Genomic DNA, 23,348 nt, shown 5'->3' on the forward strand with positions numbered 1-23,348 from the left:
CGCCGGCCCTATTGCCCGTGCATCCGCCGCTTGCGGTCGCGGGTCTCGCGCGTCGCCTCCTCCGAGCCGTCGTGGAAGGTGCCGAACCACTTGTCCCAGGGCATTTCGGAATTGCCGTAGTTGCACTCGTAGTAGCGGTGATGAAGCTGGTGGAAGAACGCCCCGATCAGAAGCCGCGACTTGTCCTTCACCCAGATCCCCTCGTAGCCCGAATGCGACGAGGCCGCGCCGAGGAGGAGCCAGTAGGTGAGGAAGAGGAAATGCACCGGATGGGCGGGCAGCACCGCAAGCAGCAGCAGCGCGCTGAAATAGGCGGCGCTTTCCACCGGATGCATCGAGTTGCCGGACCAGGGGCCGGGATTGACGTTGCGGTGATGCACCGAATGGACGTGGCGGTAAAGCGGCGGCCAGTGGATCAGCCGGTGGATGACATAGAAGTGCAGGCTCTGCCACACCGCCAGGAGCGGGAAGACGAGCAAGAACCAGACCGGGTGTTCGGCGAAGCCGAGCGTCGGCAGCGTGCCGTTGGCATAGAGCCAGCGGAACAGGACCTCGTAGGCCGAGACGATCGGCACCGCCGAGGCGAGGTTGTAGAACATGTTGTCGGCAAGCTGCGAGTTGAACTTGTAAAGCGCGTTCTTGCGCGTCGAGATCGGGCGCGGGTCGTATTTCAGCCGCTTGCCCTGGCCGTCGATCCCGTAGAACCAGATGTGCAGCCCGCCCGCGACCACGATCAGCGAGATGTAGTTGCGCAGGAGCACCCAGCCGATCCAGCCCGGCTGGAACGTGGCCTGCTCGCCCGTCACCGGCTGCAGCCAGAAGGCGACGACGAAGGCGAAGGCGAGGAACATCGAGCGGTCGGAGAACTGCAGCCAGTTGGTCCAGAGCCATTTCGCGAGCGTGAGCGGCTTCGGCGGCCAGTGCCAGTAGGGTGCATGCCCGACCGGCAGCTCCGGGTGCCAGTGCCACTCCCGGCTCATCGCGCCGGGCTCGGGTGCCGCGGCGCGAGTGGGCTCGGCGGTGATGTCCGTCATGGGGATGATCCTCACGCGGCCGCAACGCGCCGGTCGGCGCCCTGCGGGATGACCTCGTAGCCGGGCTCCTCCGGCTCGTCGTCGAGCATCTCGGGCGGGAAGCCCGGCGCGCGGATGTCGAGGCCGGTCGCCTCCTCGAGCCGCTTGATGATGTTCGGCGAGTATTCGCGGTCGCCGTAGCGGGCGATGCCGTCGTTGAAGATGTCGATCAGGACGGGGCTCACCTCCAGCGGCACCCCGGCGCGGTCGGCGACCTCCTGGAAGAGGCCGATATCCTTCTTCACGAGGTCCATCGTGAAGGAGATGTCGCGCGAGCCGTTGAGGATGACCTGGCTTTCGGTCTCGTGGACGAAGGAGGTACCGGAGGAGATCTTCATCGCCTCGTAAGCGGTGTTGAGATCCATGCCGGCGGCCTTGGCCACCACCAGCGCCTCGCAGCAGGTGATGAGGTTCGCGGTGGCGAGGTAGTTCGTGACCACCTTCAGGATCGAAGCGGAACCGAGCGGCCCGGTGTGCAGGATGCGCCGGCCCATCGTCGTGAGGAACGGCAGGATCCGCTCGAAAGTGGCGCGGTCGCAGCCCGCGAAGATCGAGATGTTGCCGGTCGCCGCCCGGTGGCAGCCGCCCGAGACCGGGCTGTCGACCGCCGCGCCGCCCTGTCCGATCACCCTGGCGCCGAGGCGCTGCACCTCGGCATAGTCGGTGGTCGACATCTCCATCCAGATCTTGCCGGGCTTCACCTCGGGCAGCATCTCCGCCATAACCGCGTCCGAAGCGGCGGGCGAGGGCAGGCAGGTGATCACCACGTCGCAGTCGCGCATCAGCTGCGCCGGGCTCTCGGCGGCCTTGGCGCCGCGCTTGACGAAATCGGCCACGAGGGCCGCGTTGAGGTCATGCACCGTGAGGTCGATGCCGTTCCGCAGAAGGCTCCCCGAGAGCTTGCCGCCCACGTTTCCAAGACCGATGAATCCAACCTTCATTCGCGCTCTCCCTCACCGCATCCCGGCCGGCCTGTCCGGCGACGGGCTCCTCGCGGTCCTATCTCGGCAAGGGTAGGTACTGGCAAGCAAAAAGAATAACGAATATATTTGGCCGTTAGAGGCAAGATTTTTTGGGTCTAGCGACATGCAACGCCTGCCGAACCTGACCTGGCTGCGGACCTTCGAGGCGGCGGCGCGGCTCTTGAACTTCACCGAGGCGGGGCGCGAGCTCGGCCTCACCCAGACCGCCGTCAGCCAGCACATGAAGGCGCTCGAATCCGCGCTCGGCTGCCGGCTCTTCACCCGAAAGGCGCGCGGGCTCGACCTCACCGATCTTGGCAAGGCCTACCTGCCGACGGTGCGCCAGGCGCTCACCGATATTGGCCGCACCACGACGAGCCTTTTCGGCCCGACGGCGAAGCAGACCATCGTCGTCAAGCTGCCGATCTCGACCGCGGCGCTCTGGCTCGCTCCGCTCCTGCCCGATTTCGCCCGCGCCCATCCGAAGATCAACATCCGCATGGTCTCCAACATCTGGGCGGATTCGACCCTTGGCGACGATGTCGATGTCGAGATCCGGCTCGGCCACGGCGACTGGCCGGATGCGCAGGCGCTGCGGGTCTCGAGCGAGGCCATCGTCCCGGTGACCGCGGCGCGGAGCGCCTCCGATATCCGCGGTCCGAAAGACCTTGCGGCCGGCCCCCTGATCCACATCCTCGGCCACGACGACAACTGGCGGCGCTATTTCGCGGCCGCCGGGATCGAGAGCGACGGCACCGGCCACCGCTTCGCCGTGGACACCTCGATCGCCGCGCTCGAGCTTGTGGAGGCCGGCGGCGGCCATGCCTGCGTCGTCGCCCGCTTCGCCGAAAGCGCGGTGCGCGCCGGACGGGCCGTCGCCATCGTCGGCGCGCCGATCGGCTTTCCGCAAGCGCATTACCTCATGCGCCCCGCCACGGCGCGGCGGCCCCGGCCCGAGGCGGCGCTCTTCGAGGATTGGCTGCTTGCCCGTTTCGCGGAGGACGCGGGCGCCTCCGGCTAGCGCGCCGCCGCCACGACCGGCGCCGGGGCGCGTTTCGAGAGCTGCACCGCGAGGATGCCGGCCGCGACGATGACAACGCCGACGATATCGGCGAGGCCAAGCGTTTCCCCGAGCAGCACCGAGGCCACGGCGACGCCGAAGAACGGGTTGAGGAAGTGGTAGGTCGCGGCGCGCACCGCGCCGATCCGGTCGACGAGCCGGAACCAGACCCAGGTGGCGATCAGGCCGGGCACCAGCGTCGTGTAGGCGAAGGCGAGCCCGAGCCGCGGCGTCCAGTTGACCTGCCAGCTCTCGGTCAGGACCGCCGCCACGGCAAGGACACCCGCGCCGACGAACATCTGCAACCCGACGATCATCAGCACGTTGCCCTTCGACGACGTCCCCCGAACCGTCAGCGTCGCCACCGCGAGCGCCAAGGCCCCCGCCCCGCAAAGCGCGATACCCGGCAGGCTCACCCCGCCGGTGAGGCGCGAGCCCATGATGATCGCGACCCCGGCGACCCCGGCGACAAGACCGGCGAGCCCCAGGGGCCGCACCCTCTCGCCGAAGAAGAGCCAGCCCAGCAGCGCCACCAGCAGCGGCATCGTCGAGGCGATGATCGCGGCGAGCGAGGCCTCGACCCATTGCATCGCGACGAAATTGAGCCCGAGATAGAGCGCGTTCTGGCAGAGGCCGAACACCGCGACGGAGCGCCACTGGCCGCGCGAGAGCCGCCAGCTCTGCCCCATCGCGCGGGCGATGCCGACGCCGATCAGGCCCGAGATCAGGAACCTGAGCGACAGCGCGGTCAAGGGCGGCGCGTCGGCGACGATCATCCGCGCCGAGGTGAAGGCCGAGGACCACATCAGCGCGAAGGCAAGGCCCATGAAGATCGCGCGTATGTCCATTCCGTCCCCCTGGCCGCCCTGTCGCCGCCCTACACGATCCCGGCCGGGAAACCAATATTTCGTGAGCGGCGTGACAGGCGCGGCCCAGCATGTTTTCCTGCGGGGCAAGGACTCAAGGACAGGTGCCGCGAAGGAATCGGACGCGCGATGAGGAAACCCAACCCCTCCGGGAGCCAGTCTCCGGATATGAAACGCAGGTGCCACCGCTGCCACGGCACGGGGCGGGTGCCCTGCACGATCTGCGGCGGCAAGGGCGAAGTGCCGCGCGGGATGGACCATCGCGGCAACCCGCATTTCGACCGCTGCACCGGCTGTTTCGGCATCAAGGTCTCGCGCTGCCCTTCCTGCCGCGGCGACGGATTCGCCTGAGCGCGTCCTGCCACCACGCGACTGCGGCGGCCGGAAAAGGCCGCGCTTCCGAGCGGCACCCTTCCCTACATGAAACAAATGTATGGACGTGCAAGCCGGCTCAATCCCGATCGCATCGGACGCTTCTCCAATGGCCTGTGAGGCGGCCCACATTCCCTGTTGAAAGAGCCTACGGCATCGGCGACTGATGATTTCAGTCGCAAGCTGGTGTCCGGAGGACGCGATGATTGACAGCTTCTCTGACAGTTTTTCGGAAGCGCGGCACAAGTTCCTTGGAGCGTCCGGCTCCATCCGGGCACGTTTGTTCACTTACGGCCGCGATGACCTTGCAGGAAAGGACGGTGAATACCTTGCCTGTGACGTTGCCGTCGTCGGCAACGAGGACGCACCCTCCGCAGCATTCGTCATCTCGGGAACGCACGGCTCGGAGGGCTATTGCGGCTCCGCTATCCTTCACCGTTGGCTGGTCACTCGCGACGCCGCAGACATCCCCGATGGCGTCAAGATCGTCCTCGTGCACGCCATCAATCCCTGGGCATTCTCGCACAAGACGAGAGCGACCGAGAACAACGTCGACCTCAACCGCAATTTCTGGTTCGGTGACGGCACATCTGGCCGCGAAAATCCCTCCTACGACAGGCTCGCGCCGTTTCTTCATGGCAGCGCGCGTGTGGCTTCCGAACACCTCGGGGCCTATGAAGCCTACAAGGACTATCTCGACGCGAACGGATGGCAGATCGAGGGCGAAAGCTGGGAAGGACAGGGAACCCGGCAGGATGGCATCTTCTACACCGGCACGGCGCCGGAATGGTCCAATGTGACCTTTCGGCGAATCGTCAAGGAGCACCTCGCATCCGCTGCGAGGATCGGCTTCATCGACTGGCATACGGGTATTGGACGCTACGGCGAGATCGTACCTCTGATCTTCGACGAAGGGGGAACCGACGAGTCCAGGGCCGCGATGAGCTGGTGGCAGCTCGCGCGCCCCGGCAACAACGCGTTTCGAACCGGAGCGGTGCCCGCATACGAGGGTCTGCTGTGCCGCTCGATCCGGCAGGAGCTTCCTGCCTCCCGGATCGCGGGAGCGGTCATCGAGTTCGGTACCGTGGACGATTATGCCATCTTCCGCGCCGACCGCCTCGACCGATGGCTCCGTTTCGAGGGGCGGGACGATCCGGATCACGACCGGCTGCGCGCGGATTACATGAACGCCTGCTGTCCCGAAGACGTCGCCTGGCGTCGATTTGTCCTGGCCAGGGGGCCGGAACTGATAGACCAGATGGTCGCTGGCCTATGTGCTTGGCGCTAGACACGAATTGGACGAACCGCGCCCCGGCTCCAGACGGTCTGATGATCAGGCACCGGGTTGGCACTCGAACCCAAAAAAGCAAGGCCGCCCGAAGGCGGCCTAGAAGACTGCTGGCGCGCCCGGACGGGGCGCAGCCGGCAATCAGCCGTTGACGGTGTCCTTCAGCGCCTTCGCGATCGAGACCTTCACGACCTTGTCGGCCGGCTTCATCATCGTCTCGCCGGTGGCGGGGTTGCGCACCTGGCGCTCGGGACGGGCGCGGCACTGAACCTTTCCGATGCCGGGAATGGTGACGGCGCCGCCGGCGGCGACTTCACGGGTCACCACCGAGGCGATCGCGTCCAGGGCGCCCGAGGCGGTTTTCTTGTCGGCGCCCATCTCTTCGGCCAGGGCGGCGACGAGCTGGGTCTTGGTCATCGGTTTCGACATGTATGTCTCCTCACTGTGACCCCTCGGATGGGGGTTATTCTGCGCCATTAAGCGTCATGTAGTGTTGCTACACAATCTTTTGTGGCTCAAAGCAAGCGATTTTCGCGGTTTTTCGGGGATTCTGGCCGTTTTGCCACGCCCTCAGAGAAACGCCGTCTCCTCGAAGCTGCGCAACTTCCGGCTGTGGATGCGTTCGAGCGGCATATCGCGCAGCCGCTCCATCGCCCGGACCCCGATCAGAAGGTGCCGGCTGACCTGTGTGCGGTAGAAATCCGTCGCCATGCCTGGCAGCTTCAGCTCGCCGTGCAAGGGCTTGTCGGAGACGCAAAGGAGCGTGCCGTAGGGCACCCGGAACCGGAACCCGTTCGCCGCGATCGTGGCGCTTTCCATGTCAAGCGCGATGGCGCGCGACAGCGACAGCCGGTGCACCGGCCCGGTCTGGTCGCGAAGCTCCCAGTTGCGGTTGTCGACCGTGGCCACCGTGCCCGTCCGCATGATGCTCTTGAGCTCGAACCCCTCGACCTCGGCGACCTCGGCCACCGCTTCTTGCAGCGCGATCTGGATCTCGGCGAGCGCCGGCACCGGCACCCAGACCGGCAGGTCGTCGTCAAGCACCCGGTCCTCGCGCAGATACGCATGGGCGAGGACGAAGTCCCCCAGCGACTGGCTGTTTCTCAAACCGGCACAGTGGCCGACCATCAGCCAGGCATGGGGGCGCAGCACCGCGATATGGTCCGTCGCGGTCTTGGCGTTCGACGGGCCGACGCCGATGTTGACCAGCGTGATCCCCTGCCCGCCCCGCCGCTTGAGGTGGTAGGACGGCATCTGCGGCATCTTCGGCAGCGCCGGGATCTCGCCGTCGGCATCGGTGATCTCGTGGTTTCCGGGCGCCACGAAGCTCGTGTAGCCAGAGGCCGGATCCGCCAGCGCCTGCCGGGCGAAGGCCTCGAACTCGTCGACATAGAACTGGTAGTTGGTGAAAAGGACGTGGTTCTGGAAATGCTCCGGGCCCGTCGCGGTGTAATGCGACAGCCGGGCGAGCGAATAGTCCACCCTCTGCGCGGTGAAGGGCGCGAGGTGGCCGGAACCGTCGGGATTGGCCTTCGCGGTGCCGTTGACGATGTCGTCGCTCGTCGTCGCGAGGTCCGGCACGTCGAAGACGTCGCGCAGCGGGAAGTCGAGCACACCCTCCTGCGGCACCGAGACCGCGGGATTCGAGGCGACCGCGAAATGCACCGGGATCGGCGTCGTCGAAGGACCGACCACGACCGGCACACCGTGGTTGCGGATCAGAAGCTCAAGTTGCTGGATCAGGTAGTTGCGGAAGAGATCGGGCCGGGTGATCGTCGCGGTATAGGTGCCGGGGGTCGCGACATGGCCGAAGCTCAGGCGGCTGTCGGCCTTGGCATGGCTCGTCGTGGTGATCCGCACCTCCGGGTAGAAGGCGCGCATCCTTGCCTCGGGCCGGGCGCCCGCCAGCGTGTCTGTGAAGCGGTCGAAGAGGAACCGCGTCGCCTGGGCATAGAGCGCCTCGAGCCGCGCCACCGCCGAGGCGGCATCGGTGAAGGCCTCCGGCGCGGCCGCCTTCGGCATCAGGGTCGGCGCATGGTCGGGCACGTTCATCGGGCTGGCTCCCCCGCCCCCCGACCGGTCCGGCTTCGGCCGCCGGGGCTTCGCCTCGTGGCTGGTTGCGGGTCTCGGTTCGGGGAAATCGCTGCGTTTCGTCATGCCAAACCGTGACAGATCGCCCGGGGCCCCGCAAGGCCCGGCGCCTCAGCCCTTCGGCGCCCGCGCCGGGCGTTCGCGCGGCACCGGAAGGAACTCGACCCCGCCCGATTGCCGCACCGGCTGGGGATAAAGCGTCATCAGCGTCAGCACCTCTTCCGGCATCGTCGTCGCGACCGGCAGCCCGAGGGCTGCCGCCTCGGCCGCCGCGATCGGATAGTCATGGGTCCAGGTCCCCGAGGCGAGCGTCCCGGCGAGTGCCGCCGCCTTCTCCTTCGGCATCCGGACCGAGAGAAGTGCCGTCGCCGCGCCGATCACCTGGTCGAGCGCCTTCCTCGCCACATCGGCAAGGATCAGCGTCGCGTCGTCGACCTCCGCCACCGGCTTTCGCTCCACCGCGCTCAGGATCGAGGCGGCGGGATACTGTCCGATCTGCGGATCGATCGGCCCCAGCACCGAATGCTCGCACATCACGATCTCGTCGGCGGCGAGCGCGATCAGCGTACCGCCCGACATCGCGTGATGCGGCACGAAGACCGTGACCTTGCCCTTGTGCGCCTCGACCGCGCGGGCGATCTGCAACGCGGCGAGGACCAGCCCGCCGGGCGTGTGCAGCACGATGTCCAGGGGCATGTCGTCGTCGGTCATGCGGATCGCGCGAAGCACGTCCTCGCTGTCCTGGATGTCGATGTAGCGCACCAGCGGAAAGCCGAGGAGCCGCATGGTCTCCTGCCGGTGCACCATCAGGATCACCCGGCTGCCGCGCTGCTTCTCGATCTGCGATATCATCGCCAGACGCCGCATGTCAGTGATCTTGCGCGCGATCATCGGCTGCAAGGCCGAGAGGATCAGGAAGAGCCAGAGCGCGTCGGTAATCGAGAAGGACATCGGCTCAGCCTCCCGCCCGGTCGATATGGCCGAGATCGCGCCCCGGCGCGATCCGGTCACGAACCCGCGCCTTCAGCACCTTCGCCTCGGGAAAGCCGCCGTCGCGCTTGCGCTCCCAGACCGTCCCGCCGTCGACGCGGATCTCGAAGACGCCGCCGCTGCCGGGGATCAGCGTCACCCCGCCCAATTCCTCGCCGAAGGTCGACAGCAGTTCCTGCGCCAGCCAAGCCGACCGCAGGAGCCAGTTGCACTGGGTGCAGTAGCGGATGGTGATCCCCGGCCGGGGCGTGGCGTCGTCCATCATGCCTTCCGGAAACTGACGATCCAGCCGATGTCGTCGCTGTGTTCACCCTCTGCGGCCGGTCCGTAGACCCGGAACGGCACGGTGCGGAAATCGGCGATCCTGGGGCCCAAGGACGCAAAATGGGCGGCGAAACCGCCGGCCTCATAGACCGCGCTGTGCACCGTGACCGCGAAGATGGCCCCCGGCACGGCGATCCTCAGAAGCTCCTCGAACGCCTCCGGCCCGACATGGCCCGAGGTGAAGGTGCCCGCGCTGACCACGCCGGCATAGGCCGAGTCGGGCAGGCCGATCTTGCCCGTCAGGTCCGCGACGATCGTGTCCCGGTAAGCGCCCTTGGCCGCCGCCTCGGCCAGCATCGCGGCCGAGATGTCGAGCCCGTCCACCGGACCGATCCCCGCCGCCTTCAGCGCCTCGCCGACCAGCCCGGTCCCGGCGCCGACATCGAGCACCGGCGCCGCACCCCCGAGCCCCGCATAGGCGCGCGCAACCTCGACAGGCGAGCGGTAGTCCATCGCCGCCGCGAAATCGGTGTCATAGGTCGTCGCCCAGTCGCCATAGAGCCGCACCGAATCCTCGGGCGTCTTCAGCGCATAGGCGGCGTCGAGTTCCTGATCCTGGTCTCCCATGCCCGCATCCAGCCATCGCGAAGGCCCGCCGTCAAGCCGGCGCGCATTGTCGCGCCCCCTTGCGCCGGCCGGGACCGCGCCGGATAGTCGCGCCATGACAGCGACGCTTCTCTCCCTCGGCCACGGCTATTCCGCCGCCGCCCTCGCCCGCCGGCTTGACGGCTGGACCATCATCGGCACCACCCGTCGCACCGAGAAGGCCGAGCGGCTCCGTCGGGAAGGCATCGAGGCGCTGATCTGGCCCGGCGACGATCTCAAGCCCGCACTTGCCCGCGCCACGCATGTTCTCGTCTCGATCGCGCCCGACGAGGCGGGCGATCCGGTCCTCGCCGCCCATACCGACGCCATCGCCGCCGCCGCGCCGCATCTGCAATGGGTCGGCTACCTCTCGACGACGGGCGTCTACGGCGACCACCAGGGCGGCTGGGTCGACGAGACGACGCCGCTCACGCCCTCGACGAAGCGCGGCCGGATCCGGGTGCTGGCCGAAAGCCAGTGGCAAGCCCTCGCCGAACACAGCGGCCTGCCGCTCCACATCTTCCGCCTCGCCGGGATCTACGGCCCGGGCCGCGGCCCGTTCGAGAAGGTCCGGAACTGCACCGCGCGCCGCATCATCCGGGAAAACCAGTTCTTCAGCCGCATCCATGTCGAGGACATCGCGACCGTGCTCGCCGCCTCGATCGCCCGCCCCGACCCCGGCGCTGTCTACAACCTCGCCGACGACGATCCCTCGCCGCCGGAGGACGTTCTGGCCGAGGCCGCGCGTCTTCTCGGCCTGCCGCTGCCGCCCGAAGTGCCCTATGACGAGGCCGAGATGACCCCGCTCGCCCGCAGCTTCTACGCGGAATCGAAGCGGGTGCGGAACGACCGGATCAAGCGCGACCTTGGGGTCGCGCTCGCCTATCCCGATTACCGGGCGGGACTCCGCGCGCTCCTGCACGCAACCGGCTGACCCCGGCGCCCCCCCCGATTATTCGCCGAAAAATCGTTGCCCGGTCTCAGGCCCGCACGAGCTTCTCGTATTCGCTCGCGACCCGCTTCGTCAGCTCGCCGACCTCGAAGTGATAGTCGCCGATCTGCCCGACCGGCGTGACCTCGGCCGCGGTGCCGGTCAGCCAGCACTGCTCGAAGCTTTCCAGCTCCTCCGGCATGATGTGGCGCTCATGCACCTTGACCTGCATGTCCTTCAGCATCCCGATCACCGTCTGGCGCGTCAGGCCGTTGAGGAAGCAGTCTGGCTTCGGCGTATGCACCTCGCCGTCCTTGACGAAGAAGATGTTGGCGCCGGTCGCCTCGGCGACATAGCCGCGGTAGTCGAACATCATCGCGTCCGAGCAGCCCTTGGCCTCGGCGGCGTGCTTCGACATCGTGCAGATCATGTAAAGCCCGGCCGCCTTCGCCTCGCAGGGGATCGTCGCCGGATCCGGCCGCCGCCACTTGGCGATGTCGAGCTTGGCGCCCTTCATCTTGGCGTCGCCGTAATAGCTGCCCCATTCCCAGGCCGCGACCGCGAGCCGGACCGGGTTGCGCTTGGCCGCGACACCCATGTCCTCGCCCGACCCGCGCCACGCCAGCGCGCGGACATAGGCGTTGTCCCAGCCGTTGGCCTTCAGCACCGCTTCCTTGGCCGCGTTGATCTCCTCGACCGAATAGGGGATCGGCATGTCCAGAAGCTCGCCCGAGCGCAAGAGCCGCGCGGAATGCTCGGAGCTCTTGAAGATCTTGCCGTTGTAGCAGCGTTCGCCCTCGAAGACCGAGGAGGCGTAGTGCAGCGCGTGGGTCAGGATATGAACCTTCGCGTCGCGCCACTCCACGAGCTTGCCATCCATCCAGATCTTGCCGTCGCGATCGTCATAGGCACCAGCCATCTTGCCCTCCTCGGCCCCGCCGATTTCCAAATGTTGCGCGCTTTAAGTCCGATCCGGACATAATATTGCGCGATTTCCGGCAACCGCTAGCAATTGATTCTTGGAAAGTCAACATAGCTGACATAAAATCGGCAGGAACCGGACCAGAGGCACAGAGGATCGCGGAAATGGCGGCGGGCAGCCCGGGAACGCAAGGCGGCGAAAGCCTGCTGTTCCTGACCGACGAACAGCTCAGGAAGGGCATCGAGGCGATGTTCTTCGCCTATCGCGCCTTCACCGCCGATCCCGACCGGATTCTCGAGAACTACGAATATGGCCGCGCCCATCACCGGGCGATCCATTTCATCAACCGTCAGCCGGGACTGACGGTCAACACGCTCCTGACGATGCTCGGCGTGACCAAGCAGTCGCTGAACCGGGTGCTCCGGACGCTGGTGGAGGACGGCCTCGTCGAAAGCCGCGTCGGCCGGCGCGACAAGCGCGAACGCCATCTCCACCTGACCGAGAAGGGCGCGACGCTGGAACGCGAACTCTCCGACGCCCAGCGCGCCCGGATGCGCGCGGCCTACCGCGCCGCCGGCCCGGCCGCCGTGGCCGGGTTCCGCCAGGTGCTCGAGGCGATGATGGATCCCGACATCCGCCGCCATTACCAGTCGATGAAGGATCACAGCGTATGAGTGAACGCGCCGAACTGCACCTTCTCATCGTCGATGACGACGAGCGGATCCGGGGGCTGCTGCAGAAGTTCCTCGTCCGGCACGGGTTCTATGTCTCCGCGGCCCGCGACGCCGCCCATGCGCGGCGGCTCCTGAAGGGGCTCGACTTCGACCTGATCGTCATGGACGTGATGATGCCCGGCGAGGACGGGGTGAGCCTGACCCGCGATCTTCGCGAGCGGATGACGACGCCGATCCTGCTCCTGACCGCGCGCGGTGACACTGCCGACCGCATCGCCGGGCTCGAGGCCGGGGCCGACGACTACCTCGCCAAGCCGTTCGAGCCGAAGGAACTTCTCCTGCGCATCAATGCGATCCTGCGCCGCGCGCCCGCCTCGACCGAACCGAAGGCGCCGAAGGTGCTGCATCTCGGCGATGTGCGCTACGACGTCGACCGCGGCGAGATGTGGCGCGGCGACAGTCTGGTGAGGCTGACCGCGACCGAGGCGGCGCTGATGCGGATCTTCGCGGCGCGCAGCGGCGAGCCGGTGAGCCGCACCGAACTCGTCGAGGATCTCGGCCGAGGCAACGGCAAGGGCGAGAGCGGCCAGGCCCAGGAACGTGCGGTCGATGTCCAGATCACCCGGCTCCGGCGCAAGTTCGAGGCCGATCCCAAGCAGCCGCGCTACCTGCAGACGGTACGCGGCGCGGGCTACATGCTGGCGCCGGAATAGCGCCCCGGCATCCTGCTCAGTACCGGTTCAGCGGAACCCGGACGCCGACGGAAACGACGGTATCCTGGCGCGTGAAGTTCAGCGCCTCGCGGGGCGTGCGCCCGCCGGCACCCAGCGATGTCGTGCCGCCCTCGACCGCTCCGAAGTCGAAATACCTCAGCGAGAAGTCGACAAGGACCGGTCGCTGCCCGGGTTCCGTCGCCTGCCACGATATCCCCGCGCCCAAGGAATAGGCCGCGTCGTCCGAGGAATTGCCGGCAAAGGTGCGCACCGGGTTGCCCGAGGCGGCATTTTCGCGCGTCCAGTCGCCAAGCTTGTTGCGCGCAATCCCAAGCCCGACAACGAAATAGGGCTGAAGCCGGGAATTGACGCCGCGCTGCTCCAGTGGCGAATAGAACAAATTGCCCATCATCGCCGTGGTCCGCACCGGCGCCGCGGTAATCTCGGCGTGGGGGCCGGGGACCGACGGTACCGTGTAGCTCCACGGTCCGGTCGCATCCACGCTGCTCATCGTGATCACCCCGACGTCCGCGCGAAAGCCGTTCATCCAGTCGTAGCCGAAAGCGATGCCGCCAAACCCGGATTCATCACCGCCAAGGTCGAAGTACACCCTTGGATCCGACTGTCCCGGCGGTAGCCAGTTTCCGTCCTTGAAGTCCGATGACGTCGCGCCAAGCTCGGCCCGCACATAGGGGCCGTAGGTTACACTTGCGGACCCAAGGCCGAAGGGGTTGCCAGCGTCTTGCGCCGAGATGGGGCTCGCAGCCACCGCCGCGCCGCACAACGCTGCAGCAAAGAAATACGCCTGCATTGGCTCTCCGTTTCGCCGGCGTGACGCCGATCTTGCTCGATGGGTCCATTTTTGATCGCCAAACCCTGCACAGGCCAAGAAAAATGCCCTTTGGCGACAGTTTTTTCTCAGCCGTGTCCCGCAAGCACCGCTATCCGCACCGCCTCGGCATCGTCAGCCAGCGCGCTCGCCGCGGCTCCGGTCACCGGCTGGCCGAGGATCGTCGACACCGCGGTCACCGTGTCCGAGGTGATCGGCAGGTTCTTGTCGGACGCGACCCCCAGGAACGCCGCCATCAGCGTGCCATTGGTGTTTCTGACGCCTCGTGTCGTAAGCGCCGAACTCCCGTCAAGCGCATCCTTGAACAGCGCGAGATTCTGCAGCGGCGAGTCGAGAAGCGAGGTTTCGTCCCAGTTGATCGACAGTTCCATGATCATCTCATCGAGGCTCTTCGAATAGAAATCGACCATCCCCGGCGACAGGCCTGCCAGTGCTTCGTCGAAGGCGCGCTGCAGGACGTGATCGGGAGACCTCACGACGTTGAGCCGGCCGAGTTCGACCTCCGGGATGCCCTCCCGCGCCCAGACCGGTCGCCCGCCGGGCCGCTGCCCCAGCTTGTCGCGACCCTGTCCGCGGCCTGCGCCCTGGCCCTGGCCTGCGCCTTGGCCTTGACCCGCGCCCTGGCCCTGTCCCTGGCCTGCGCCTTGGCCCTGACCCGCGCCCTGGCCCTGACCGGTGCCATGCCCGCCAGCGCCGCCAGAATGACCGCCGCCAGAATGACCACTGTCATCATGCCCGCCATCGTCATGCCCTCCGCCGCCGCGCCGGCCGCCGCCATGCCCGCCACTGTCGGCATGGTCTTCTTGTGCACGGACCTCCCCTGTCCCGGGGGTGATCCCGCCCGACGGCATAAGCACGAACGCCGTGACCGAAAGCGCGAGCACCGACAAGGTGCTCAATCGGGGGCAAGAAATTCTCCGGTCAGCCGAAAACATCTTCTTCTCCTAATATTGCCAATGGTCGGCCCGGCACATGCAGGATGTACCGGGCCGGGCCGCATTCTTGTAGGATTGGCACCTTTTCTTAGCCGTGCCCGGCCAGAACCGCGATCCGGACCGCCTCGGCGTCGACGGCAAGCGCGGCCGCCTCGGCTTCGTCGAGCGGCGTGCCGAGGATCGTGGAAATCGCGGTCGCAGTGTCGGTGCTGATTGCCACGTTCTTGTCGGAGGCCACGCCGAGGAATGCGGCAAGGAGCGTATCGTTCGTGTTGGTTACGCCGAGCGTCTCGGTCAGGACCGAACTGCCGTCGAGCGCATCCTTCAGCAGCGCGAGATTCTGCAGCGGCGAGTCGAGCAGCGTGACATTATCCCAGTTCGTCGACAGCTCGAGGATCATGTCGTCGAGATCCATCGAGTAGAAATCGACCATCTCCGGCGAGACCTTCAGAGCCGCGACCGCCTCGTCGTAAGCGCGCTGCAGCACCTGGTCAGGCGATCGCGCCACGTTCAGGCGGCCAAGCTCGATCTCGGGGATGCCCTCCTGCGCCCAAGCTGGCTTGCCGCCGCTGCTGCCAGTTGTCGCAGGGCCGCCGGCTTGCGGACCCTTAGAATCGGAGCCCGCATCGGGTCCGCCCTGGCCGGACCCCTGTCCGCCCTGATTGCCCTGGCCGGATTGCGCACCCTTGCTGCCCTGGCCTTGGCCGCCTTGGTTACCCTGACCGCTGCCCTGACCGCCTGACCCGTCGGTATTGTCAGCCGCCTGCGCCACACCGGCGGCTCCGAATCCCAGCACTTCCGGTCCAGCGATCACCGCCGTCAGAGCGAGCGCCGATATGCCGAAACCCGCCGCAATCTTTTTGATTTGGTTTTTCATTGCGTCCTCATTCAAATAGGAAAACCACGTCCCAAAATGCGGACTCTACACATTCATGTTTTGATATGAATCAATCCCAGCCACAATCTTCCGGTCTTGTTGCCAGAAGTCGCAACTTCGCTAAGTTCGATACATGACGACGCAGTTCCACACCCACCCAGCCGCCCTGCAGCATGTCACGCCAACCGGACATCCCGAACGGGTGGAGCGACTCGAGGCAATCTACGCCGCGCTCCGCGCCGACGCCTTCGCCGCCCTCGACCGGCGGACCGCCCCCGAAGCGGACGCCGAGGAGGTGCTGCGCTGCCACACGCCCGCCTACCTGGACCTGATCCGCAAGGCCTCGCCCGGCACCGGCTGGGCCAAGCTCGACCCCGACACCTTCATGGCGCCAAACTCCTTCGAGGCCGCGCTCCGCGCCGTCGGCGCCGCGGAGGCGGCAGTCGACGCGGTGCTCTCGGGCGCGGCCGCGAACGCCTTCGTCGCAATGCGCCCGCCCGGCCACCATGCCGAGCGAGCGCGGGCGATGGGATTCTGCCTCTTCGGCACCGTCGCCATCGCCGCGAAATACGCGCTCGATCATCACGGGCTGTCCCGCGTCGCGGTGCTCGACTTCGACGTCCACCACGGCAACGGCACCCAGGATCTTCTCTGGGACGAACCCCGCGCGATGTTCGTCTCCTCGCACCAGATGCCGCTCTATCCCGGCTCCGGTGCGGCGGACGAGACCGGCGCGCATGGCCAGATCGTCAACCTGCCGCTCGGCCCCGGCTCGGGCGGCCACGAGATGCGCGTGGCCTGGGAGGCGGCGCTTCCCCGCGTCGCCGCCTTCAGGCCCGAGCTGATCCTCGTCTCGGCCGGCTTCGACGCCCATCGCGACGATCCGCTCGCCGGCCTCAACTGGACCGAGGCCGACTTCGCCTGGATTACCCATGCGATCTGCGACCTCGCCGAGGAGACCTGCGCGGGCCGGGTGGTATCCTCCCTGGAGGGTGGCTATGATCTCGACGCACTGGGCGCTTCGGTCGCCCAGCATGTCAAGGTGCTGATGGAGCGGGGCGCATGAGCGAGATCGGGAAGATGAGCTTCGAAGAGGCGATGAAGGCGCTGGAAACGGTCGTGCGCGACCTCGAATCCGGCAATGTCGAGCTCGAGAAGTCGATCGCGCTTTATGAGCAGGGCGCGAAGCTCAAGGCCCATTGCGAGAAGAAGCTGAAGGAAGCCGAGGAGAAGGTCGCCAAGATCACGCTCGGCCCCGACGGCCAGCCGAACGGCCTCACCCCGGTCGAAGGTCTCTGAGTGTTCCCAGAACGTCTGAAGGCGGCGCAGACGGGTGTGCAGGCCGCGCTCGACGCTGCCCTTGCGAGCCGGGCCGAGGTGCCCGTCGTCCAGGCCATGCGTTACACCCTCCAGGGCGGCAAGCGTCTCCGCGCCTTCCTCGTGCTTGAAAGCGCGGCGCTGCACGGGATCGCGGCGGATCACGCCATGCCCGCCGCCGCCGCGGTCGAGGCCCTGCACGCCTATTCGCTCGTCCATGACGACCTGCCGTCGATGGACGACGACGACCTCCGACGCGGCCAGCCGACGATCCATGTCAAATGGGGCGAGGCGACCGCGGTTCTCGCCGGCGATGCGCTCCAGACCCTCGCGTTCGAGCTTCTCTGCGACCCCGCCCTTGGCCCCGCCGAGCGCCGGATCGCGCTCGTCCGCGCGCTGGCGCTGGCCTCCGGCGCCGAGGGCATGGTGCTCGGCCAGGCACTCGACATCGCCGCAGAGACCGCGCCGCGCGCCCTGACGCTCGACGAGATCACAGCACTCCAGGCCGGCAAGACCGGCGCGCTCATCGCCTTTGCCGCGACCTCGGGTGCGCTTCTCGCCGGGGCCGACCCCGCGCCCCTGGCCGCCTACGCCAAGGCGCTCGGCCTCGCCTTCCAGATCGCCGACGACATTCTCGATGTCGAGGGCGACCCCGCGAAGGCCGGCAAGGCGCTCGGCAAGGATGCGGCTGCAGGCAAGGCGACTTTCGTCTCGCTGCTTGGTCTTGAGGCGGCAAAAGCCCGCGCCCGCGCGCTGGTCGCCGAGGCCGAGGCGGCGCTCGAGCCCTACGGCGCCAAGGCCGAGGCGCTGCGGGAGGCCGCGCGCTTCGTCGTGGACCGCGACGCCTGAGCGCGGGCTACACGGGGCCAAGGCGATTGTTCCCGGACCCGATTCCGTCTAAACCGGCCGGAAACCGCAAGCAGGCGCCCAAGTGAGTGACAGACCGAACACCCCGACGCTCGACCGCGTGACGGTTCCCGCCGATCTCAAGGCGCTCTCCGACCGCGACCTGAGTCGCCTCGCCGACGAGCTCCGGGCCGAGACGATCTCGGCCGTCTCGGTCACCGGCGGCCATCTCGGCGCCGGGCTCGGCGTGGTGGAGCTGACCGTCGCCCTGCACGCGGTCTTCGACGCGCCGCGCGACAAGATCATCTGGGACGTCGGCCACCAGTGCTACCCGCACAAGATCCTCACCGGCCGCCGCGACCGGATCCGGACGCTGCGCCAGAAGGACGGACTCTCCGGCTTCACCAAGCGCTCGGAGAGCCCCTACGACCCCTTCGGCGCCGCCCATTCCTCGACCTCGATCTCGGCCGCGCTCGGCTTCGCCGCCGCACGCGATCTCGGCGGCGAGGCGGGCGACGCGGTGGCGGTGATCGGCGACGGCGCGATGTCGGCGGGCATGGCCTACGAGGCGATGAACAATGCCGGCCACCTCGGGAAGCGGCTCTTCGTCATCCTCAATGACAACGAGATGTCGATCGCGCCGCCGGTGGGCGCGATGTCGGCCTATCTCTCGCGGCTCTATGCCGGCGCGCCGTTCCAGGAGTTCAAGGCCGCCGCCAAGGGCGCGATCAGCCTCCTGCCCGAGCCCTTCCAGGAAGGTGCCCGCCGCGCCAAGGAGATGCTGAAGGGCATGACCATCGGCGGCACTCTTTTTGAGGAGCTCGGGTTTTCCTACATCGGCCCGATCGACGGGCATGACCTCGACCAGCTCCTGCCGGTGCTGCGCACGGTGCATGAACGCGCCACCGGCCCGATCCTCCTCCATGTGCTGACCAAGAAGGGCAAGGGCTACGGTCCGGCCGAGCGCGCCGCCGACAAGGGCCACGCCACGGCCAAGTTCGACGTCATCACCGGCGAGCAGAAGAAGGCACCGTCGAACGCGCCCTCCTACACCAGGGTCTTCGCGGAGGCGCTGGTCCGGCAGGGCGAGCGTGACGACAAGATCGTCGCGGTCACCGCGGCGATGCCCGACGGCACCGGCCTCAACCTTTTCGCCGAACGCTTCCCGAAACGCTGCTTCGACGTCGGCATCGCGGAGCAGCACGCCGTCACCTTCGCCGCCGGCCTCGCCGCAGCCGGGCTTAAACCCTTCTGCGCGCTCTACTCGACCTTCCTGCAGCGCGGCTACGACCAGGTCGTGCACGACGTCGCGATCCAGCGCCTGCCGGTGCGCTTCGCGATCGACCGCGCCGGGCTCGTCGGCGCCGACGGCGCCACCCATGCCGGCGCTTTCGACATCGCCTTCCTCGCCAACCTGCCCGACATGGTGGTGATGGCCGCCGCCGACGAGGCCGAGCTTGTCCACATGGTCGCCACGGCGGCCGCGATCGACGACCGCCCCTCCGCCTTCCGCTACCCGCGCGGCGACGGCGTGGGCGTCGAGATGCCGGAGCGCGGGCAACCGCTCGAGATCGGCCGCGGCCGCATCGTCGCGACCGGCGGTCGCGTCGCGATCCTCTCCTTCGGCACGCGGCTCGCCGAGGTCCTGAAGGCGCGCGAAGCCCTCGCCGCACGCGGCCTCGCCCCGACGGTGGCCGACGCCCGCTTCGCCAAGCCTCTCGACCGAGACCTGATCCTGCGGCTGGTCCGCGACCACGAGGCGCTGATCACCATCGAGGAAGGCGCGATCGGCGGCTTCGGCAGCCATGTCGCCCAGCTCCTCGCCGAAGAAGGCGTCTTCGACCGCGGCTACAAGTTCCGCTCGATGGTCCTGCCCGACACCTTCATCGACCAGGCGAGCCCCGAGGATATGTACGCCACCGCCGGCATGAACGCGCCCGAGATCGAGGCCAAGGTGCTCGAGGTTCTCGGCGTCGCGAGCGTCGCGACCAAGCGCGCCTGAGCCGGCCTCAGCCGGCCCGGTCCAGCCGCTCCGCGTCGAGCTTCGCCTCGATCGCGGCGAGCCGGGTCAGCACCTCGTCGCGGTAGGCATCCGTCATCGCGTGTTCCTCCTCGCCGTGGGCTTCCTGCATCGAGTTGACGATGAGGCCGACGACGAGGTTCATCACCGCGAAGGTGGTCATCAGGATGAACGGCACGAAGAAGGCCCAGGCCATGGGATAGACCTCCATCACCGGCCGCACGATCCCCATCGACCAGCTCTCCAGCGTCATGACCTGGAAGAGCGAGTAGCCCGACCGGCCGAGCGTGCCGAACCACTCCGGGAAACTCGCGCCGAAGAGCTTGGTCGACATCACCGAGGCGGCATAGAAGATGATCCCCATCAGCAGGAACACCGAGCCCATCCCCGGCAGCGCCGAGATGAAGCCCTCGACCACCCGCCTCAGCCGCGGCGTGACAGAGATGACGCGCAACACGCGCAGGATCCGCAGCACCCGCAGCACCGCGAAGCCCTGGCCCGCCGGCGCCATCGCCACCCCGACGATGACGAAGTCGAAGAGGTTCCAGCCGTTTCGGAAGAACGACAGCCGCCGCGCATAGAGCTTCGCCGCGATCTCGGCCACGAAGACCGTCAGGCAAGCCGTGTCGAGCAGATACAGAAGCCCGCCCGCCCGCGCCATCACCACCTGCGAGGTCTCGAGCCCGAGGATCACCGCGTTGAAGAGGATCACGCCGATGATCGCGTTGCGCACGGCCGATGTGTCAAGAAATGCCGAAACTCGTTCGCGCGGCGTCATCATGGTATCCCTCGTCCTGTTCGGCTCTCATATGGACGCAGGCAGGCGGGCCGACAAGGCCGCCGGAACGACAGGAGGCACCATGGTCGGACTGATCCTCGCGCTCGCGCTGCTGGCCCTGCCGGCTGCCGCCCAGACCGCGCCCTCCGCGGCCGAGATCGCCGCCTACGACGGGCTCCACCGCGCCGCGCAGGAGGGCGATGCCGCCACGATCCGCCGCCTCGCCGCGCAAGGCGCCGACGTCAACGCCCGCGACGGTCGCCGCCGCACCCCGGCCCATGTCGCCGCCTTCGCCTCGCAGGACGATGCCCTCCGCGCGCTGGCCGAGGCCGGGGCCGACATGAACGCGCTCGACGCAGACGCCTACGACGCCGTCACCATCGCCGCCGTCGCCGACGACCCCGACCTCATGTCGCTCGCGATCGCGCTCGGGAACGATCCGGGGCTGACGACCAGCCCCTATGACGGCACCGCGCTCATCGCCGCCGCGCATCTCGGCCACGTCGAGGTCGTGCGCCGGCTGATCGCCGCAGGCGCGCCGCTCGATCATGTCAACAATCTGGGCTGGACCGCGCTCATAGAGGCGGTGATCCTCGGCGACGGCGGGCAGAACCACCAGGCCGTGGTGCAGGCCCTCGTCACGGCGGGCGCCGATCCAGCGATCGCCGACCGCGGCGGCACCACGCCTCTCGCCCATGCCGAGGCCCGCGGCTTCGACGCGATCGCCCGGCTGATCCGCGCGGCCGAGTGACCGCCCGGCCGGGCCTCGGACCCGTCAGGCCCGGTGGCCGCGCTCGATCCTCAGGTATTCACGCAGCTTCGCATCATTGTTGCGCTCCGTGGTCCGCTCGTGCAGCGCCTTGGTGGCGGGATGCGTGCCCTCCTCGCCATGAGTCTTCTCGACCTCGACATAGTTCTTCAGACGGCCACCTTCAGGTGATTTCCGACGGTCGACGGCATGCCGGCTCATACTCTCCTCCTCCTTGGGTTCTCGTCTGCCCCCAGGCGTCGGGGCGAAGTCCAGCATGGGGCCGAATCGGCCACATGACCACCCCCAATGCCCTCCTAAGTCCCGCTCCGGCCTCACTCCGCCAGCCGGGCGACGGCCCAGCGCGCGGCGTCGGCCACGGCCGGATCGGGATCGTCGCAAAGCGCCCCCGCCACCGGCCAGAGCGCCAGATTAGCAGAATTTCCGATTGCATACAACACGTTGCGCACGAACCTGTCACGCCCGATACGCTTGATGGGCGAGCCCGAGAACCGCTCCCGGAACCCCGCATCGTCGAGCATGGCGAGCTCGGCCAGTTCCGGCGCACCGACCCGCGGCTGGTAGCCGATCTCGCGCGCCGCCGCCGCGAACTTGTTCCACGGACAGGCGGCAAGACAGTCGTCGCAGCCATAGATCCGGTTGCCCATGAGGCCGCGCAACTCCTCCGCCACTGGGCCCCTGTGCTCGATCGTGAGGTAGGAGATGCAGCGCCGCGCATCGAGCTCATAGGGCGCAGGAAAGGCCGCGGTCGGACAAGCGTCCAGACAGGCGCGGCACGAGCCGCAATGGTCGCCCTCGGCCATGTCCTTCGGCAGGTCGAGCGTGGTGAAGATCGCGCCGAGAAAGAACCAGTTACCAAGCTCGCGGCTGACGAGATTGGTGTGCTTGCCCTGCCAGCCGATCCCCGCCGCCTGCCCAAGCGGCTTTTCCATCACCGGCGCGGTATCGACGAAGACCTTGATCTCCGGCGCCGGCCCCTCCTTCGCCGCCGCCTCGATCAGCCAGCGCCCAAGCCGCTTCAGCCGCTTCTTGACCAGATCGTGGTAATCCTTGCCCTGCGCATAGACGCTGACCGCACCGCGGTCGCGCTCTGCCAGAACCACCCGCGGATCGGCCTCCGGCGTATAGACCTCGGCGAGCATGATCACGGTGCGCGCCTCGGGCCAGAGCGCCGCGGGATCGCCGCGCCAGCCCATGCGCTCCGCCATCCAGCCCATCTGCCCGTGCCGGCCGGCCGCGACGAAGGCCGAAAGCCGCGCCGCCGCCTCCGGGATCGCCCCCGGTGCGCAGAACCCCGCCGCCGAGAATCCCTCCTCCAGCGCCCGCGCCGTGATCCGTGCCTTGAGCGCGGACATATCCATGATCCTGCTCACTTTCTGTCTGCAAATACTCCACGGGGGTCCGGGGGTGTGAAACCCCCGGCGTCCCGGCCGGGGTCAGAAGTCCAGGTCCGCGTAATGCGGCGGCGGCGGAAAGCCCGGCACCTGGTCGGCCAGGAGCGACCGGAACGAGGGCCGCGACTTGATCTTGGCATACCAGTCCCGGACGTTCTGGCTGCGGTTCCAGTCGACGTCCGAGATGTAGTCGAGGCTCGACAGATGCGCCGCGGCGGCGAAATCGGCCAGCGTCATCTCGTTGCCGGCGAGCCAGCGGCGCTGGTCGAGAAGCCAGCTCAGGTAGTCGAGATGATACTTGATCCGGGTCGCTCCAGCCTTGACGTTCTTGCTCTCGGGATACCCGAGCCCCATCACCTTCTTGTTGACCCGCTCGTAGAGGAGCTTCGAGGTCACCTCGTCATGGAACTTGTCGTCGAACCAGGCGCAGAGCCGGCGCACCTCGTAGCGCGCGTCGGGTTCCTTCGGCATCAGCCGCGGCTCCGGCACGGTCTCGTCAAGATATTCGCAGATCGCCTGGCTTTCCGACATCACCCGCCCGTCATGGCGCAGCACCGGGATCTTGCCGGCCGGGTTGCGGCGCAGGAAATCCGGCCCCTGCTCCCAGTAGCGTTCCTCCACCAGCTCGACCTCGATCCGCTTCTCCGCGAGTGTCAGCCGCACCTTGCGGCAAAAGGGCGAAAGCGGAACGTGGTAAAGACGGGTCATGGG

Annotated in this window: 28 protein-coding genes; 11 read left to right on the forward strand and 17 right to left on the reverse strand. The window is 67.6% G+C overall.

The genetic code is table 11. The features are described from left to right. Positions 1-8: 8 nt before the first annotated feature. Together R5H32_RS06540 and R5H32_RS06545 are read right to left on the reverse strand one after the other, a co-directional pair. Positions 9-1,034, reverse strand: coding sequence for a sterol desaturase family protein (locus tag R5H32_RS06540; protein ID WP_318337888.1), 1,026 nt, complete (start codon positions 1,032-1,034; stop codon positions 9-11). An 11-nt stretch (positions 1,035-1,045) separates the two neighbouring features. Beyond that, positions 1,046-2,014: an NAD(P)-dependent oxidoreductase gene (locus R5H32_RS06545; RefSeq protein WP_318337889.1), complete on the reverse strand. Its 969-nt coding sequence runs from the start codon at positions 2,012-2,014 to the stop codon at positions 1,046-1,048. A 145-nt stretch (positions 2,015-2,159) separates the two neighbouring features. Here R5H32_RS06545 and R5H32_RS06550 point away from each other — a divergent pair, with 145 nt between their 5' ends. Then, positions 2,160-3,056: a LysR substrate-binding domain-containing protein gene (locus R5H32_RS06550; protein WP_318337890.1), complete on the forward strand. Its 897-nt coding sequence runs from the start codon at positions 2,160-2,162 to the stop codon at positions 3,054-3,056. Here the strand turns inward: R5H32_RS06550 and R5H32_RS06555 are convergent. Next, positions 3,053-3,943 carry a DMT family transporter gene (locus R5H32_RS06555; protein ID WP_318337891.1) on the reverse strand — a complete coding sequence of 297 codons (891 nt, stop codon included), beginning with the start codon at positions 3,941-3,943 and terminating at the stop codon, positions 3,053-3,055. The genes R5H32_RS06550 and R5H32_RS06555 overlap by 4 nt on opposite strands. A gap of 186 nt (positions 3,944-4,129) precedes the next feature. Here R5H32_RS06555 and R5H32_RS06560 point away from each other — a divergent pair, with 186 nt between their 5' ends. Both R5H32_RS06560 and R5H32_RS06565 read left to right on the forward strand, forming a co-directional pair. Continuing rightward, positions 4,130-4,312 carry a hypothetical protein gene (locus R5H32_RS06560; protein ID WP_318337892.1) on the forward strand — a complete coding sequence of 61 codons (183 nt, stop codon included), beginning with the start codon at positions 4,130-4,132 and terminating at the stop codon, positions 4,310-4,312. Positions 4,313-4,535: 223 nt separating this feature from the next. Further along, a complete protein-coding gene (locus R5H32_RS06565; RefSeq protein ID WP_318337893.1) occupies positions 4,536-5,621 on the forward strand; it encodes a DUF2817 domain-containing protein in 1,086 nt (361 codons plus the stop codon). 141 nt (positions 5,622-5,762) lie between these two features. On the opposite strand, the gene R5H32_RS06570 is transcribed toward R5H32_RS06565, so the two are convergent. From R5H32_RS06570 to R5H32_RS06590, 5 genes are all read right to left on the reverse strand, one after another. Then, positions 5,763-6,050, reverse strand: a complete 288-nt coding sequence (locus R5H32_RS06570; RefSeq protein ID WP_263335347.1) for an HU family DNA-binding protein — start codon at positions 6,048-6,050, stop codon at positions 5,763-5,765. A 141-nt stretch (positions 6,051-6,191) separates the two neighbouring features. After that, positions 6,192-7,643 (reverse strand): AMP nucleosidase, encoded by a 1,452-nt coding sequence (locus R5H32_RS06575; RefSeq protein WP_318338241.1) that lies wholly within the window; start codon positions 7,641-7,643, stop codon positions 6,192-6,194. A gap of 180 nt (positions 7,644-7,823) precedes the next feature. Further along, positions 7,824-8,663, reverse strand: a complete 840-nt coding sequence (locus R5H32_RS06580; protein ID WP_318337894.1) for an SDH family Clp fold serine proteinase — start codon at positions 8,661-8,663, stop codon at positions 7,824-7,826. A gap of 4 nt (positions 8,664-8,667) precedes the next feature. Continuing rightward, on the reverse strand, positions 8,668-8,964 hold the full coding sequence (locus R5H32_RS06585; protein WP_412098999.1) for a SelT/SelW/SelH family protein: 297 nt from the start codon (positions 8,962-8,964) through the stop codon (positions 8,668-8,670). Next, entirely contained in the window at positions 8,964-9,593 is a 630-nt protein-coding gene (locus tag R5H32_RS06590; protein ID WP_318337896.1) for a class I SAM-dependent DNA methyltransferase, read from the reverse strand. Before R5H32_RS06590 ends, R5H32_RS06585 begins: the two co-directional genes overlap by 1 nt. A 94-nt stretch (positions 9,594-9,687) precedes the next feature. On the opposite strand from R5H32_RS06590, the gene R5H32_RS06595 reads away from it, so the two are divergent. Then, positions 9,688-10,545 carry an SDR family oxidoreductase gene (locus R5H32_RS06595; RefSeq protein WP_318337897.1) on the forward strand — a complete coding sequence of 286 codons (858 nt, stop codon included), beginning with the start codon at positions 9,688-9,690 and terminating at the stop codon, positions 10,543-10,545. Positions 10,546-10,591: 46 nt separating this feature from the next. Here the strand turns inward: R5H32_RS06595 and R5H32_RS06600 are convergent, their stop codons facing one another. Then, positions 10,592-11,461 (reverse strand): branched-chain amino acid aminotransferase, encoded by an 870-nt coding sequence (locus R5H32_RS06600; protein ID WP_264771503.1) that lies wholly within the window; start codon positions 11,459-11,461, stop codon positions 10,592-10,594. A gap of 167 nt (positions 11,462-11,628) precedes the next feature. On the opposite strand from R5H32_RS06600, the gene R5H32_RS06605 reads away from it, so the two are divergent. Then, a complete protein-coding gene (locus R5H32_RS06605; protein ID WP_318337898.1) occupies positions 11,629-12,138 on the forward strand; it encodes a MarR family winged helix-turn-helix transcriptional regulator in 510 nt (169 codons plus the stop codon). Continuing rightward, positions 12,135-12,851, forward strand: coding sequence for a response regulator transcription factor (locus R5H32_RS06610; RefSeq protein WP_318337899.1), 717 nt, complete (start codon positions 12,135-12,137; stop codon positions 12,849-12,851). The genes R5H32_RS06605 and R5H32_RS06610 overlap by 4 nt, the downstream gene beginning before the upstream one ends. 16 nt (positions 12,852-12,867) lie before the next feature. Here the strand turns inward: R5H32_RS06610 and R5H32_RS06615 are convergent, their stop codons facing one another. The 4 genes from R5H32_RS06615 to R5H32_RS06630 all read right to left on the reverse strand — a co-directional run bounded on the left by R5H32_RS06615 (position 12,868) and on the right by R5H32_RS06630 (position 15,513). Continuing rightward, on the reverse strand, positions 12,868-13,662 hold the full coding sequence (locus R5H32_RS06615) for a hypothetical protein (RefSeq protein WP_318337900.1): 795 nt from the start codon (positions 13,660-13,662) through the stop codon (positions 12,868-12,870). A 107-nt stretch (positions 13,663-13,769) separates the two neighbouring features. Beyond that, entirely contained in the window at positions 13,770-14,177 is a 408-nt protein-coding gene (locus R5H32_RS06620; protein ID WP_318337901.1) for a hypothetical protein, read from the reverse strand. Next, positions 14,174-14,512 (reverse strand): hypothetical protein, encoded by a 339-nt coding sequence (locus R5H32_RS06625; protein WP_318337902.1) that lies wholly within the window; start codon positions 14,510-14,512, stop codon positions 14,174-14,176. Before R5H32_RS06625 ends, R5H32_RS06620 begins: the two co-directional genes overlap by 4 nt. A 212-nt stretch (positions 14,513-14,724) precedes the next feature. After that, complete coding sequence (locus R5H32_RS06630; RefSeq protein ID WP_318337903.1) at positions 14,725-15,513, reverse strand: hypothetical protein; 789 nt, start codon at positions 15,511-15,513, stop codon at positions 14,725-14,727. A gap of 133 nt (positions 15,514-15,646) precedes the next feature. Between R5H32_RS06630 and R5H32_RS06635 the strand changes: the two genes are divergently transcribed. The 4 genes from R5H32_RS06635 (at position 15,647) to dxs (ending at position 19,678) form a co-directional block, all read left to right on the forward strand. Next, the gene (locus R5H32_RS06635) at positions 15,647-16,579 is read left to right on the forward strand and encodes a histone deacetylase family protein (RefSeq protein ID WP_318337904.1); all 933 of its coding nucleotides are present in this window, start codon (positions 15,647-15,649) and stop codon (positions 16,577-16,579) included. Continuing rightward, the gene (locus tag R5H32_RS06640; RefSeq protein ID WP_318337905.1) at positions 16,576-16,812 is read left to right on the forward strand and encodes an exodeoxyribonuclease VII small subunit; all 237 of its coding nucleotides are present in this window, start codon (positions 16,576-16,578) and stop codon (positions 16,810-16,812) included. Before R5H32_RS06635 ends, R5H32_RS06640 begins: the two co-directional genes overlap by 4 nt. Next, positions 16,813-17,679, forward strand: coding sequence for a farnesyl diphosphate synthase (locus tag R5H32_RS06645; protein WP_318337906.1), 867 nt, complete (start codon positions 16,813-16,815; stop codon positions 17,677-17,679). An 82-nt stretch (positions 17,680-17,761) separates the two neighbouring features. Further along, positions 17,762-19,678 carry a 1-deoxy-D-xylulose-5-phosphate synthase gene (dxs, locus tag R5H32_RS06650; RefSeq protein ID WP_318337907.1) on the forward strand — a complete coding sequence of 639 codons (1,917 nt, stop codon included), beginning with the start codon at positions 17,762-17,764 and terminating at the stop codon, positions 19,676-19,678. Between the two features lie 7 nt (positions 19,679-19,685). On the opposite strand, the gene R5H32_RS06655 is transcribed toward dxs, so the two are convergent. Continuing rightward, positions 19,686-20,474 (reverse strand): ion transporter, encoded by a 789-nt coding sequence (locus R5H32_RS06655; protein ID WP_318337908.1) that lies wholly within the window; start codon positions 20,472-20,474, stop codon positions 19,686-19,688. A gap of 82 nt (positions 20,475-20,556) precedes the next feature. On the opposite strand from R5H32_RS06655, the gene R5H32_RS06660 reads away from it, so the two are divergent. Beyond that, complete coding sequence (locus R5H32_RS06660) at positions 20,557-21,225, forward strand: ankyrin repeat domain-containing protein (protein ID WP_318337909.1); 669 nt, start codon at positions 20,557-20,559, stop codon at positions 21,223-21,225. 24 nt (positions 21,226-21,249) lie between these two features. Here R5H32_RS06660 and R5H32_RS06665 read toward each other — a convergent pair whose 3' ends face one another. The 3 genes from R5H32_RS06665 to R5H32_RS06675 all read right to left on the reverse strand — a co-directional run bounded on the left by R5H32_RS06665 (position 21,250) and on the right by R5H32_RS06675 (position 23,345). Then, positions 21,250-21,444, reverse strand: a complete 195-nt coding sequence (locus R5H32_RS06665) for a hypothetical protein (protein WP_318337910.1) — start codon at positions 21,442-21,444, stop codon at positions 21,250-21,252. A 113-nt stretch (positions 21,445-21,557) separates the two neighbouring features. Continuing rightward, positions 21,558-22,598, reverse strand: coding sequence for a tRNA epoxyqueuosine(34) reductase QueG (gene queG / locus R5H32_RS06670; protein WP_318337911.1), 1,041 nt, complete (start codon positions 22,596-22,598; stop codon positions 21,558-21,560). Between the two features lie 81 nt (positions 22,599-22,679). Then, complete coding sequence (locus R5H32_RS06675) at positions 22,680-23,345, reverse strand: glutathione S-transferase family protein (protein WP_318337912.1); 666 nt, start codon at positions 23,343-23,345, stop codon at positions 22,680-22,682. Positions 23,346-23,348: the final 3 nt, after the last annotated feature.

This window comes from Defluviimonas sp. D31, assembly GCF_033436765.1.
Classification (GTDB): Bacteria; Pseudomonadota; Alphaproteobacteria; order Rhodobacterales; family Rhodobacteraceae; genus Albidovulum.

Bases quoted from the DNA above. Each gene is read 5' to 3' on its own strand.
- queG (WP_318337911.1), bottom strand. From the start codon at position 22,598: ATGTCCGCGCTCAAGGCACGGATCACGGCGCGGGCGCTGGAGGAGGGA.
- R5H32_RS06675 (WP_318337912.1), bottom strand. From the start codon at position 23,345: ATGACCCGTCTTTACCACGTTCCGCTTTCGCCCTTTTGCCGCAAGGTG.
- R5H32_RS06655 (WP_318337908.1), bottom strand. From the start codon at position 20,474: ATGACGCCGCGCGAACGAGTTTCGGCATTTCTTGACACATCGGCCGTG.
- R5H32_RS06615 (WP_318337900.1), bottom strand. From the start codon at position 13,662: ATGCAGGCGTATTTCTTTGCTGCAGCGTTGTGCGGCGCGGCGGTGGCT.
- R5H32_RS06660 (WP_318337909.1), top strand. From the start codon at position 20,557: ATGGTCGGACTGATCCTCGCGCTCGCGCTGCTGGCCCTGCCGGCTGCC.
- R5H32_RS06665 (WP_318337910.1), bottom strand. From the start codon at position 21,444: ATGAGCCGGCATGCCGTCGACCGTCGGAAATCACCTGAAGGTGGCCGT.
- R5H32_RS06595 (WP_318337897.1), top strand. From the start codon at position 9,688: ATGACAGCGACGCTTCTCTCCCTCGGCCACGGCTATTCCGCCGCCGCC.
- R5H32_RS06635 (WP_318337904.1), top strand. From the start codon at position 15,647: ATGACGACGCAGTTCCACACCCACCCAGCCGCCCTGCAGCATGTCACG.
- R5H32_RS06565 (WP_318337893.1), top strand. From the start codon at position 4,536: ATGATTGACAGCTTCTCTGACAGTTTTTCGGAAGCGCGGCACAAGTTC.
- R5H32_RS06555 (WP_318337891.1), bottom strand. From the start codon at position 3,943: ATGGACATACGCGCGATCTTCATGGGCCTTGCCTTCGCGCTGATGTGG.
- R5H32_RS06590 (WP_318337896.1), bottom strand. From the start codon at position 9,593: ATGGGAGACCAGGATCAGGAACTCGACGCCGCCTATGCGCTGAAGACG.
- R5H32_RS06560 (WP_318337892.1), top strand. From the start codon at position 4,130: ATGAAACGCAGGTGCCACCGCTGCCACGGCACGGGGCGGGTGCCCTGC.
- R5H32_RS06575 (WP_318338241.1), bottom strand. From the start codon at position 7,643: ATGCCGAAGGCGGCCGCGCCGGAGGCCTTCACCGATGCCGCCTCGGCG.
- R5H32_RS06600 (WP_264771503.1), bottom strand. From the start codon at position 11,461: ATGGCTGGTGCCTATGACGATCGCGACGGCAAGATCTGGATGGATGGC.
- R5H32_RS06580 (WP_318337894.1), bottom strand. From the start codon at position 8,663: ATGTCCTTCTCGATTACCGACGCGCTCTGGCTCTTCCTGATCCTCTCG.
- R5H32_RS06550 (WP_318337890.1), top strand. From the start codon at position 2,160: ATGCAACGCCTGCCGAACCTGACCTGGCTGCGGACCTTCGAGGCGGCG.
- R5H32_RS06585 (WP_412098999.1), bottom strand. From the start codon at position 8,964: ATGGACGACGCCACGCCCCGGCCGGGGATCACCATCCGCTACTGCACC.
- R5H32_RS06610 (WP_318337899.1), top strand. From the start codon at position 12,135: ATGAGTGAACGCGCCGAACTGCACCTTCTCATCGTCGATGACGACGAG.
- R5H32_RS06605 (WP_318337898.1), top strand. From the start codon at position 11,629: ATGGCGGCGGGCAGCCCGGGAACGCAAGGCGGCGAAAGCCTGCTGTTC.
- R5H32_RS06640 (WP_318337905.1), top strand. From the start codon at position 16,576: ATGAGCGAGATCGGGAAGATGAGCTTCGAAGAGGCGATGAAGGCGCTG.
- R5H32_RS06540 (WP_318337888.1), bottom strand. From the start codon at position 1,034: ATGACGGACATCACCGCCGAGCCCACTCGCGCCGCGGCACCCGAGCCC.
- R5H32_RS06570 (WP_263335347.1), bottom strand. From the start codon at position 6,050: ATGTCGAAACCGATGACCAAGACCCAGCTCGTCGCCGCCCTGGCCGAA.
- R5H32_RS06630 (WP_318337903.1), bottom strand. From the start codon at position 15,513: ATGAAAAACCAAATCAAAAAGATTGCGGCGGGTTTCGGCATATCGGCG.
- R5H32_RS06545 (WP_318337889.1), bottom strand. From the start codon at position 2,014: ATGAAGGTTGGATTCATCGGTCTTGGAAACGTGGGCGGCAAGCTCTCG.